The sequence below is a fragment of the Dapis purpurea BLCC-M126 genome (assembly GCF_050015975.1).
In the GTDB taxonomy this organism is placed as follows: Bacteria; Cyanobacteriota; Cyanobacteriia; order Cyanobacteriales; family Microcoleaceae; genus Trichodesmium.
In genome coordinates, this window is the sequence record NZ_JBNHER010000237.1 from 39994 (window position 1) to 52717 (window position 12724).

6 protein-coding genes and 2 pseudogenes are annotated in these 12724 nt (G+C 33.7%); 6 read left to right on the top strand and 2 right to left on the bottom strand.

The features are described from left to right. The first annotated feature begins 1057 nt into the window (after positions 1-1057). The 4 genes from ftsY (at position 1058) to argH (ending at position 8306) form a co-directional block, all read left to right on the top strand. Complete coding sequence (ftsY, locus tag ACP6PL_RS21285) at positions 1058-2719, top strand: signal recognition particle-docking protein FtsY (RefSeq protein ID WP_426547277.1); 1662 nt, start codon at positions 1058-1060, stop codon at positions 2717-2719. A gap of 1783 nt (positions 2720-4502) precedes the next feature. Beyond that, positions 4503-5921 carry a PP2C family protein-serine/threonine phosphatase gene (locus ACP6PL_RS21290; protein ID WP_426547278.1) on the top strand — a complete coding sequence of 473 codons (1419 nt, stop codon included), beginning with the start codon at positions 4503-4505 and terminating at the stop codon, positions 5919-5921. Between the two features lie 621 nt (positions 5922-6542). Further along, positions 6543-6782 (top strand): hypothetical protein, encoded by a 240-nt coding sequence (locus tag ACP6PL_RS21295; protein ID WP_426547279.1) that lies wholly within the window; start codon positions 6543-6545, stop codon positions 6780-6782. A 135-nt stretch (positions 6783-6917) separates the two neighbouring features. Further along, a complete protein-coding gene (argH, locus tag ACP6PL_RS21300) occupies positions 6918-8306 on the top strand; it encodes an argininosuccinate lyase (protein ID WP_426547280.1) in 1389 nt (462 codons plus the stop codon). A 95-nt stretch (positions 8307-8401) separates the two neighbouring features. Here the strand turns inward: argH and ACP6PL_RS21305 are convergent, their stop codons facing one another. Further along, positions 8402-8584: a hypothetical protein gene (locus tag ACP6PL_RS21305; RefSeq protein ID WP_426547281.1), complete on the bottom strand. Its 183-nt coding sequence runs from the start codon at positions 8582-8584 to the stop codon at positions 8402-8404. A 747-nt stretch (positions 8585-9331) separates the two neighbouring features. Next, a pseudogene (locus tag ACP6PL_RS21310) lies at positions 9332-9676 on the bottom strand (ISAzo13-like element transposase-related protein); the annotation flags it as partial. A 1523-nt stretch (positions 9677-11199) separates the two neighbouring features. Here ACP6PL_RS21310 and bioF point away from each other — a divergent pair. Both bioF and ACP6PL_RS21320 read left to right on the top strand, forming a co-directional pair. Beyond that, positions 11200-12381, top strand: a complete 1182-nt coding sequence (gene bioF / locus ACP6PL_RS21315; protein WP_426547282.1) for an 8-amino-7-oxononanoate synthase — start codon at positions 11200-11202, stop codon at positions 12379-12381. Between the two features lie 119 nt (positions 12382-12500). Further along, positions 12501-12665: pseudogene (locus tag ACP6PL_RS21320) on the top strand (transposase); the annotation flags it as partial. Positions 12666-12724 lie beyond the last annotated feature (59 nt).

A 12724-nucleotide genomic window follows, 5' to 3' on the forward strand; every position in this document is an offset into this window, starting at 1 on the left:
CAAATTCAAAAGTTAAAAATTAGATTTGACTCGGGCAGTAATTAGACAAAAAGACTAAAGGTAGTTCTGAGAAACTATAGTGCCAGACTATATTTTAAGTTGAGTAGTAAAAAGTGTGGAAGTCATATCAGAAAAAAAATCAGATAGATAACCAAGAGATTAATCTATGGAGAGAAAAATTTTTTCAGTAGTGTAGTGCAAACCAGTTAATTTATAAATTAGTCAAAAGTATTGACTTCTCTGAATGTGAAGTGATTGAATGTGTTAGGAAATTCAGAAATTTTCTAAGTAGGTAAGTGGGAATAAATCTCGCTATCTAACGAAATGTTGCCCACCTCATATCCTTGAGATTCCTTTCTTGTACTCCATTCCAGTCACTTCAGATGTACTTTTCATTAATTGATAACGATAATTATAGTTGTCCCTAAATAGAAGTAATAAATCGCTTAAACTTAGACATATCGAAGCATTAGCAGCTTTGGTAGCCATCAATAGCTATAATCCTTACCAGATAATTAATAATGATTAATTAAATAATTCACCCTTGAAAGGGAAGGCTTTTAAGGGGAAAAAGCGGTCAAGGGATGGCTAGGTTTCCCTCTGAATGCAGAACCACTCTGAAGTGCGCTATATCCAATCTACCTTAGAGAAAAGTGCTAAAAAATTTCCTTATATTTAATCAAGCGCAGTTTTAACCAGAGGTAATTATCCATTATCCATTAATGAAAGAACAAGGTTTTTGAGGATTTTTGCAGTTAGAAAGCGACAAGTCCAGTTATTTTTGAACATAAAAACATAATTATTAATTATTGATTATCCATTATTAGGAGAGGCTTTAAACCTTTGGGGATTAATTATCAATTATCAATAATCCATTGGTAATCAGGGTTTGCTTATGCACTTACAAAATTTTAGGACTTTAGGCAAAAGCTCATCTGGTAACAGATAATTAATAAACTGTACCTAAGTATCTGCGCAAAGTGCTGTAATTATGCTACGGCTGAACACAATTCATTATAAAATAGACTATTTAAAATAGTAATATCTAAAATTAAGTATGGTTTTTAATTGGTTCCGTCGTAAGTATAATGACAGTTCAGACAAAACTTCAAAGGAAAAACCTGAACCTGAAAAAGAAAAGTTAGAAGCAGCAGTCGAATCACAAGAAAAATCAAAAGAGGAGTCTACACAAAGTACAGAAGATTATTTGAGCTGGGCAAAAGCAGCCTACAAAAATATTCAAGAACAGAAAAAAACTGAAGCAGCACCTCAAATTCCTGCAGATATAGTTGAAAAAGAGGAAAAGCTAGAAACTCAAACAGCTACAACAACTGAAAAATTTGAGCCAACTATACCAGAGCAGCTCAAAACTGAAGAACAACAAGATATTGCAGCAGAGAAAAGAGAATCTAAATCTACAGAGACTCAGGTCGAACCAATTCCAATTGTAGAGGAAACTGAACCTAGTCAAATAAAATCTTCAGAATTAGAAATTCCGCTAGAGTCAGATTCAGTAATAGAAGAAACTGCTCCAGTAACTCAAGCATCCGAAGAGTTACCTTTCTGGGCAAAAGCTGAAGCAGAAAGACAAGCAAGAGTAGAACGTCTCAAAGAAACCGCCATAGAAGAACCAGAACCAGAAACTCTCCAACAAACAACTGTAGATACTGAAATAGAAGAAATAGACCCCCTAATTCTTGATGAAGCATTTCTTTGGTCAGCAGAAGTTTTAGCGGCTCAAGGTCGTCGCCCAGATCAAGTTTCTGCCGAAGAAATTTCTTGGCTGAAGAAATTACGACAAGGCTTAAATAGAACTCGACGCAACTTGCTCAACCAACTGAGGGCAATTGTAGGCCAAGGACCTCTGAATCAAGATGCAGTAATGGAAATAGAGTCAATGTTACTACAAGCTGACGTTGGAGTAGAGGCAACTGACTATATCATAGAAACGCTACAAAATAAATTGCGCGAAGAAGCTTTACCTCCAAAAGAGGCGATCGCTTATTTGAAAAAAATCTTACGAGATATTCTGGATGAGCCATTCAAAGATTCGGAAATAGCTAGTCCCGCATATAACTTAACTTTTGTCCCAGAAAAGGATACCTTAAATATTTGGCTATTAAATGGTGTAAATGGAGCTGGTAAGACCACAACTATCGGTAAAATTGCTCATTTAGCTACCAAGTCAGAGTACAAATGTTTAATTGCAGCAGCAGATACATTTCGAGCTGCGGCAGTACAACAGTTGACAATCTGGGGAAAACGAAGTGATGTAGAGGTAATTGCTAATCCTGGCAAGAATACCGATCCAGCAGCCATAGTTTTTGATGCTATAGTAGCAGCTCAAACGAGAAATACAGAATTACTACTGGTAGATACAGCCGGAAGATTGCAAAACAAGAAAAATTTGATGGACGAACTGAGTAAAATTCATCGCATAGTAGAGAAAAAAGCACCAGATGCAGTGGTAGAATCCCTACTGGTGTTAGATGCTACACTTGGTCAAAATGGTTTACGGCAAGCAGAAGTATTTGCCAAAGCTGCTAAACTGAGTGGGGTAGTATTGACAAAGCTCGATGGAACTGCTAGAGGTGGTGTTGCACTTGCTGTTGTAAAGCAATTGGGTCTTCCTATTCGCTTTATTGGGGTGGGAGAAAGTATAGAAGATCTCCGTCCATTTTCTAGTTATGAGTTCGTTGAAGCTCTTCTAAGTGGTTAAAGACTTATTGCTTTTACCATTAAGGATGAGCAACTGTATTGAAGTAGCAGTTGTGAAAAAAATCTATGTTTTTATCGGTTTAAGTATTTAGGTTAGGTAGCATCAGAGTATTTTCATATTTCTGGATAAGTTAGGAATTTTTTGCTTGGTCTACTGACCAGGCAATTAGAGTATTTATCATCGTTTTTCAAACGATAGGAAACACAGACAATTAAACTAAATATTGATATTACTTTGACTAGGGAGATTTTTATCTATTTGTATAACTAAATTGCCTATAAAGTAGTATCTAAAATGGGAAGTATAGCTGAAGTCAGAAGTCACTATGATAAATGGCTGTTGCCAGAAATTCTTCCTGTTACTAAGTTTGAGAGTTTAAGAATGTCCTCATAGTAATCGTCACTCCTGTGGATAAAATTTATTCTAGGAAAACTCCTGAATATTATATCCAGTAAAACCACTATTAATTTGATGAGCTAAAATCATTTTTATCAGGTAATTATAGATATGGAATTAAGCATATTTGATATTATTTGGTAATTTAACTCTAATTACTTTTTTCGGTTGAACTAAAATTCATAGGATAGGGAAATAGAGTCTAGGAAAAGTCAAATCTTGAATGTAAAATTACAAAGAATACTTAGACGTAAATCTCAGTAAAATTAGTAATACTAGCTATAAAAAATAAATGTGATAAAGTAAGAATTTACGTACCAGAATGTTCCGCTAATAGCTATTAGAGGTCATCATTGAGCAATAAAAATGAAAGAGCGGAAAATTTTTTTATGGATATCTAAAGTTCGCTAATTTTCTATTAGCAATAGATTTTAATTTTAGCTCAATCTCTCAATACTAAATTTTTTACTAAGGAACCTATGAGACTAAATCCATTTATTGCAGGCTAGTTACCTAAATTTACCAATATTCTTTAGATCAAGACTTTGACTGTTTTGAATGTAACTTTAGTCAACTATATTTGGTATGTAACTGAGAGCTGAAGCCTGAGTGCTTACCTTACAAATAAGCAATAGGATGGTGGGAAACTGAATTCATAATCCTAGAAAATGAGCATTTACTGATCAGCTAAAACCTACTAACTAATTAACAAGTAATACTTAATACCTAAAATTGATTTATAGCAATCATTTATTACCCCTGATATGAGCCAAATCAAAAATGAATAATTTTAATTTGGATTTAGAGCAAATCCAAATGCAAAAAATACTCTTGCTAAAAAAATCAGAAAATATTAAGTTTATTGGTTTAATTAATTAGAAGTAAAAAAAATAAATATAAAAGTAATGAGATGAATAAGGCAAAGTATTTTTATCTCTATCCCAATTATTCCTAATATTCCCTTTTCTATAAAATAGAAAAGTTTTGTATCTCAGGAATTGCAGAAATATTATATTTATATTGAAACTGTAAACCTAAATTTAGTTACAAACTTATCCGGAAAATAAGGAATAAAATTATTATCTAGAGAAACTTCAAATCAGAAAAAACTTAAGAAGAACAACAACTCATAAATTATGACCTAAAACTATAATTAATTACCGAGTAATTTCCAAAACTCGCAATTTTAGAGCTGCCCTAAATCTTCCAACTTGGAGCTAGAAAAATTTTAACTAACAAAGCTAATAACTATAAAATAGCTCCAATAAAAATTATCAACGAATCAATAACCGAGGACAACAAGAAATGCTGATTTCAAATTAATGAAATAACATAAACAATCAAGCATCAATAAACTTTAATCAATAAACCTATCAAGAAAAAATTTATGACTGTAGTGCCTGTGTATCGAAACTCCCCTGAACCCACTGACCATATTGCCACTGGCAATTCCTCACCAATAACCTCTGTATATGCTCTTCAAGAAATGGTGGCCCGTTTACATAAGGAGCAACAAAATGTTAATGATTTATTAAGTTCTCTAGGCTTTGCCTTGCGTAGCTTCAATAATCTAAATCAGTTTCTAGAATTGATTCCACTTATGGGCTGTCGAGTAACTGATGCAGATGGTGGGGCATTAGTATTATTTAAGCCCAATGGACAGATAAGATTCCAACAATTACACTGCCAAGAAGGCCAACAATGTCAAGATATTCGACAGGCATTGGAAATAGCAACTCGTCAATTGATTACAGAAACAACTTTACCTGCGGAATTACAGGATGTCCCTATTCAAACAGCGAGTCTAGACTACCAAGTTAGTGACTATCTAGGAAATGACGTTCAATTATTTGGCACATCAATTCTAGTAAAGAACTCAGAACGAGGTCGTCTATATGTATTTAGTCATGACCCAGAATATGTTTGGACACCAGCAAGACAAAAATTAATTCGCCTAGTAGCAGACCAGACCGCAGTAGCGATCGCCAACGACGAACTATCTACCTCTTTAAGAGAAAAAGAACGTTTGGACCGAGAGCTAGAAATAGGGGCAGAAATTCAACTGCAACTATTGCCACCAGAATGTCCAGAAATTCCTGGTATTGCTCTTGCAGCTCGTTGTCAAACAGCAAACCGAGTAGGAGGAGACTATTATGACTTTATCCCCTCTAACTATGACCAGGTGAACTGTAAAAACAAAAAACAGCAACCCTGTAAGTGGAGTATTGTGATTGGAGATGTAATGGGTAAGGGGGTACCTGCTGGTTTAATTATGACTATGACCAGGGGAATGTTAAGAGCGGAGGTATTAAACCGCCACTCACCTGCACAAGTGCTACAACATTTGAACCAAGTTATGTATGCCGATCTGGAAAATTCCCATCGGTTCGTGACTTTGTTTTATTCAGAGTACGATCCAGAAACCAGAATTTTGTCCTATAGTAATGCTGCTCACCATCCTCCAATGTTGTGGCAGGCTGGGAGTAATTCTATTGTGAATTTGGATACTCTGGGAATGTTAATCGGTTTAGAAGTAGATTCTGAATATAATCAAGCACAAGTACAACTTAATCCAGGAGATACCATCATTTATTACACAGATGGGTTTACAGATGCAGCTAATAAGCATGGTGACCGTTATGATGATCTTAAGTTAAGTCAAGCCTTCAAATTTGCGTGTCAAAATTATCAACAACCACAAGAAATATTAGACTATCTATTTGAGGAGGTTAAACAATTTGTTGGAGAAGGAAATTATAATCCAGATGATATGACTTTAGTGGTAATGAGGGTAAAAGTTAATTAGAAATAACGGCAATGAAAAGAAATCTAAGCTGGTATTAAACTAGTGATATGTATACATTCAATCATAGCTAATTTCAAATAAATAAAAAAAATGCTTTTGGCTAAACACACAGCTTATTAGCAATAGCTATATAACTATGATTGAAGTTGGTGGCTAATGGCATATTATACCAATTTATAGCAGTTTTCATTAATATATAGTACAGAGATTTGGGTTTAAAGGAAGAAGGAAGAAGGCTTTAGTTATCTAGGAGATAAGGAAGAAATTTTGTAGTCTACCTTTGTGAAAACCGCTATAATAAACTTTGGTAGAGGTTTATTTTTTTGATAGGAGTTAGCACTTAAGAGGTATAGATTTATCATAATTTTTTATGATATTTATTTAGTATGAGAGCAAAACAGTTCCATAATTAACTAAATAATCTCATAAGTCTAATAACTAATTTGTTTTTCCAGTAACGACATAATTTAATTTTTATTCCCTTGCTTGGCAGAAAGTATATTAAAATTTGTGTCCTAATTTTACTTTAACTATATCAAAAAAAACATTTGATTTACCTATAAATCAACTGTCATTATATTTCAGGAAGATACTTTAGATTAACTTTGGAAAAGAATATATATGCTCAATCATATAATTACTACAAAATTAGATTTGAATCTGATTAATAATTACAGTGACTTTTTAAATTTGTTAGGAATGAAAGTATTGTATAGTTGGCAACTTTTTGCTCAACAAGTTGATGTAGACTTATGGGCAGATGTACAAAAAGCTTGGAACAACTTTATAGAATGTGGTCAGGGATGGGCACTATTAGTTGGTTTGATAATTGGTTGGATGGTTAAAAGTATTTTGCCATAATTACTAACTATTAAAATTTTATTGAACAGGGAAAAAAATCTGTAAAATGACGCAAGATAAATAAATATGGTTAAAAGTATTTTGCCATAATTACTAACTATTAAAATTTTATTGAACAGGAAAAAAATCTGCAAAATGACGCAAGATAAACAAACCTGGAGCCAAAGATTTGAAAAGGCGTTGCATCCTACTATAGCTATATTTAATGCTAGTATTAGCTTTGATATTGAATTGATTGAGCATGATATTAATGGTTCAGTAGCTCATACAAAAATGTTAGCTAAAACAGGTATTATTTCTGCTGACGAAGGGGAAAAATTATTGACGGGTTTAGAACAAATTCGTCAAGAATATCGAACAGGAAAGTTTCAGATAGTTGAAGATGCTGAAGATGTTCATTTTGCTGTAGAAAAAAGACTTACAGAAATTACTGGAGATGTTGGAAAAAAACTACATACAGCAAGGTCGAGAAATGACCAAGTAGGAACTGATACTAGACTTTATCTCCGAGAACAAATTGAACAAATTCGGATTTTATTGAGAAATTTTCAAAAAGTTCTCTTGGAATTAGCAGAGTCTAATATTGAAACTTTAATTCCTGGTTATACTCATCTACAAAGAGCGCAACCTTTGAGTTTAGCTCATCATCTTTTGGCATATTTTCATAAAGCGGAAAGAGACTGGGAAAGGTTGGGAGATGTTTATCGCCGGGTAAATATTTCTCCCCTAGGTTGTGGTGCTTTAGCTGGTACGACTTTTCCTATTGATAGACACTATACTGCTGAATTATTAGATTTTGAAAAACCTTATGCTAATAGTTTAGATGGGGTAAGTGACAGAGATTTTGCTATTGAATTTCTCTGTGCAGCTAGTATAATTATGGTGCATTTAAGTCGTTTGGCGGAAGAAATAATTTTATGGTCATCTGAAGAATTTAGGTTTGTTACTTTAACTGATATTTGTGCCACAGGTTCGAGTATTATGCCTCAAAAGAAAAATCCTGATGTACCAGAATTAGTTAGGGGAAAAACAGGCAGAGTTTTTGGGCATTTACAGGGTATGTTAGTGGTGATGAAGGGTTTGCCACTGGCATATAATAAAGATTTACAAGAAGATAAAGAGGGTTTATTTGATACTATTAAAACTGTGAAAAGTTGTCTGGAGGCAATGACAATTTTATTGGATGAAGGTCTGGAATTTAATAGCGATCGCCTCACAAAAGCAGTAGCAGAAGATTTTTCTAATGCTACGGATGTAGCTGATTATTTAGCAGCTCGTGGTGTACCTTTTCGAGAAGCTTATAATTTAGTAGGTAAGGTTGTAAAAACTTGTATTTCTGGTGGTAAATTACTAAAAGATTTGACCTTAGAAGAATGGAAAGAATTACATCCAGTATTTGCTTCAGATATTTATGAAGCGATCGCCCCTTACCAAGTAGTATCTGCAAGGAATAGTTATGGTGGAACAGGTTTTGCACAAGTAAAAACAGAAATTGATATTGCCAAGCAGAAATTTATAGTTTAATCTAATTATCAAAATCTAGATTTGAGTTTCTAATTCTCAAATCTAGAGTTTTTATATCAAAATTCATATATAGGAATTTTGAACAATCAAATATACTATTCTTCTACAGCACCTGCACTCTCTTCTGAATTTTGATCGTTACCGTTTTGATTATTGCCAGATGCAAACTTAGATGAATATCGCTTCGAGAAAAAACCTGTCTTTTTTTTACGAAACTTGCGTGCGTAAGCCTGATTACGTTGTGCCTTTTCTTTTTTTGGATTGCGGCGTTTAGCCATTATCACCTCACTAATTGACATCCTTCCGAAGCCATATATAGGGAATAGCTTCTCAAAGGTTGAAATATTCTCTGGCTCGTTAGCTTTTAGCTACACTAACGAAAGCCTGTAGAGCTATATCCTATTTTACAGTTCAAACCTCAAAAGATTTGGTTCTCTGTTACTTGATGCTTAGAGTTTTTCTATGCACAATCATTTCTGTACAAAACCCCATAACTCTAGTTTTAAAGGTACTTGAGCTACATTTAAGTAGCTAGATATTGAGCGGTTGAATACTTTTCCGCTTTCTTTAAGTATAACAAAAGTACAATGATAAAGTACCCTGCTTAAGAGAAAGACTTTATCATCAATTTTGCGATAGACTAAGGTATTTAAGAAGATTCCTGAATGTCAATTCAGCGAAATTTCTGCTTTATAGAACCTGCCCTCTAAAATCAATTCTTTTCAGGTCTTATAGTCATTCCACAGTAGGTCGCCAATACATAACTAATCTTACGGGTTCGCCATAGACTTACCCTAAAGACTGCTAGTCCACCAGCAAAAACATCTTAGTATCATAGCATTTGTTTTCTAATTACGCAACAGTTTGTCCAGGATTCTCATAGGATACAAAGTATAGCCAAACCTATGACTCCCCTATAAGCAATAAGCGTCCTCTACTCCTTATGCTATGGTAAGGCTATTGTTTTATTAATGAAGAATGGATAATTGCCTATGGTTATAAGGAGTTGCGCAGAAATAAGTTGCTCATTTATTAGGAAGAATTGAGTAATTCGATTCCCCATGAAAATCATCTCTTTTCAGATTAACTTTCTTAAACTCTTGATCACTAATTTTTTTCCCAATTGGATAGTCGGCTTCATCCAACTTAGCCGTGAGTTTTAATCCCTTTTTTGTCGTAGTATTACTGATTAGATTAACCGCAACTTCTCTAGTTATCAAAGGTCGCGCTCTCCAGTTTTCTGTAATGTGACAAAACATTCTATGTTCGATTTTATTCCATTTACTTGTTCCTGGGGGTAAATGAGACACCATGATTGTTAATCCTGTTTCTGTCGCTAATTTTTGTAGTTCACTTTTCCATAATCTAAGGAGTCGTGCAGAAATAATGAGATATGGCGTACTTCAGAGCGGCTCTGCATTCAGTGAGAAAACTTGCCATCCCATCCTACGAAAAGCTCCGAAACGACCGCTTTTTTCCCTTGAAATAGGAGGCTAATAAAGCTGAATTATTTAATTAATAATTATTAATTATTCGGTAAAATATTCAGATAAATAACAAAATAGAATATTTTTTCAGTTGTTTTGTCAATCTTGAGATGTTTTGCCAATCTTAAGATTCAAAGTGCTTATATAAAATATGAAAAATAATTCTATAGAATATTCTTCCTAATATCAATTATCAAAAACTTTACTATACTTAAAATTTATATTTATCAATACTATAGCAATTCACATGCTGGTAAGGTACAAAATTTTTTGGTTTTAGGGAATAGGGAATAGAATACAACATAAAGATACATGGACATTATCAGACTGAGAAACGCTATATTTATTGATATGATACAAGTATTTAATAATATTTGTTATTTTGATGGTTATTTTTGCAGTGTTCAATTTTAGTCTTATTTTAGATCTAAGAATTTAGCTATTAGGATTCAGCTTTTGCTGCAGAATTTTTGAAAGTAATAACTATCAAGGTTCGGTGATAACCTTTTTGTTCATAACTTTTAATTATCCTTGGAAACTAAGTTCTCCTTCTAAAATAATGAGTTGATAACTCATAGCTGTTTTGCTACCGCATAACGCACGTTTTTGATGTTCCATTTGCGTAGCAAGGAAAACGCGGAGCAACATGAAAAACCTAGTTTCTCTGTAGTATTTTAGTTGATATCTAACGGCTTAATTCTTACCTTTTGATCAATGGCATAATACCAATTCCCATGCATTAATTATATACTTCAACAGTCAAATATTGACCAAGATTCAAAGTTTGTTTTTGACAATTATTAGTCTGTTAGTATAGATTATTTTTACTTTTACCTCTCCTCCTACCTCCCACACTCCGCACACTTTCTCACCCGATCGAATATAGCAAGATTTTTGAGAAATAGTATTATACTAAATATCACGCATTCTTGCTACATCTTCTTGAGGCTAGGAAGTAGGGTTTATAAGAAGAATAAAGGTCTCAACCTTCACCTTAAAATATGAAAAAAGACAAAATAATTATTTTTATTTTGTCAATCCTCTTTTTTTAAGGAGAAATAGTTATTAATTATTTATCAGACTGCTGAAGAGCTTGGGTAAAAATCCTCAGTTTCTACAAGCAGAATTGTGTGGGAGGGATAAAACATCTCTCTAAACAGTTAAAAAAGCTAATAAATTTTTCAATAACTATGATAGACTTCGCCTAAAGATAAAATTTTAGATTGCAGTTCTCAGCTTTAATGAGGTAAAGTATTTTTTCTATTCTCTATTCACTATTTTCCCCAAAAAAAAACTTTTTTGCTCAATGAAAATTAGCAAAGTCATAGTATAATAATTATTCTATTTACCCCAGATCAAATAATTTATAAATAACCATTAAAGATAACTAAAATAAATTATAAACAATGCAGAATAATCCCTACACTTGGATAGAGCGAGCCCTATCAACAATAAATAAAGCTAACTGGTATCGTTCAGTCCTAACTATTGAAAGTCTTCCTGGTGCAACAATTAAAATAGAAGGGAAACAACTCATCAATTTTGCAAGTAATGATTATTTAGGATTAGCAGGAGATGAACGTCTAATTACAGCAGCTATCGAAGCAACAAAAGAATTTGGAACTAGTAGTACAGGCTCCCGTTTATTAACAGGTCATCGGGAAATACATCAGGAATTAGAAGAAGAAATAGCTAAATTAAAACAAACAGAAGCAGCATTAGTATTTAGTTCAGGATATTTAGCAAATATAGGTGTAATATCTTCAGTAGTGAGTCAACGCGACTTAATTTTATCAGACAAATATAATCATTCTAGCCTCAAAAATGGAGCCATTCTTAGCGGTGCAAAAATTATCGAATATAGTCATAACAATATTGAAGATTTGACAAATAAACTAGAAAAAGAACGAGAAAATTATCGTCGCAGTTTAATAATTACAGATAGTGTTTTTAGTATGGATGGTGACTTATGTAAATTGCCATTATTATTAGATTTAGCAGAAAAATATAATAGTATGCTTTTAGTAGATGAAGCTCATGGAACAGGAGTATTTGGAATTAATGGAGGAGGTTGTGTTGAACATTTTAACTGTACAGGAAAAGAATTAATTCAAATTGGTACTTTGAGTAAAGCATTAGGAAGCTTAGGCGGTTATATTGCTGGTTCAAAAAATTTAATTGAGTTTCTCAAAAATAGAACACCCACTTGGATATATACCACAGGTTTAACCCCTGCTGATACTGCCGCAGCTTTAACAGCTATAAAAATTATTCAAAAAGAGCCAGAACGTCGTCTTAAACTATGGCAAAATGTGGAGAGTCTAAGAAATTTATTAGAAACAGAAAATCAACTTTTTTGCCTCTGCAAAAAAATCTCGAATTATGAATCACCAATTATTTGTTTTTCTGTAAAGAATGCAGCTGAAGCATTAACATTAGGAGAAAAGTTAAAAAAAATAGGAATATTTGCTCCTGCTATTCGCCCACCCACAGTTAATACCAGTCGCATTCGCATTTCGCTAATGGCTACCCACGAAATAACTCATCTTCAGAAATTAGTAGCAGCATTAATTAATTTTAATAAGTGAGAAATAAGGGGGGTAAGGAGAGGAGATAGGGTAGTGGAGGAGAAAATGCCATACTCAAGTAGCTTGACAGACAGGGAGTAGGCTTTAATTGAACCACTGTTACCCAAAAGAAAAGAACTAAAACCCCTAAATGGACTAAAAGGCAAATACTTGATGGTGTTCTCTACCAGCTCAAAAATGGTTGTAACTGGTGTGATTTGCCCCTGGAGTTACCTCCTTATTCCACAGTATTCTCGCATTGCAAACAGTGGCGAGATGAAGGGTTGACATCCTCCCCGGCCTAAAAGGCGCGGGGATTCCTACCGAACCGTAGCTCCTCGGCGGGTTGACGTTTCATTGGCTG

Bases quoted from the DNA above. Each gene is read 5' to 3' on its own strand.
- ftsY (WP_426547277.1), top strand. From the start codon at position 1,058: ATGGTTTTTAATTGGTTCCGTCGTAAGTATAATGACAGTTCAGACAAA.
- ACP6PL_RS21290 (WP_426547278.1), top strand. From the start codon at position 4,503: ATGACTGTAGTGCCTGTGTATCGAAACTCCCCTGAACCCACTGACCAT.
- ACP6PL_RS21295 (WP_426547279.1), top strand. From the start codon at position 6,543: ATGCTCAATCATATAATTACTACAAAATTAGATTTGAATCTGATTAAT.
- argH (WP_426547280.1), top strand. From the start codon at position 6,918: ATGACGCAAGATAAACAAACCTGGAGCCAAAGATTTGAAAAGGCGTTG.
- ACP6PL_RS21305 (WP_426547281.1), bottom strand. From the start codon at position 8,584: ATGGCTAAACGCCGCAATCCAAAAAAAGAAAAGGCACAACGTAATCAG.
- bioF (WP_426547282.1), top strand. From the start codon at position 11,200: ATGCAGAATAATCCCTACACTTGGATAGAGCGAGCCCTATCAACAATA.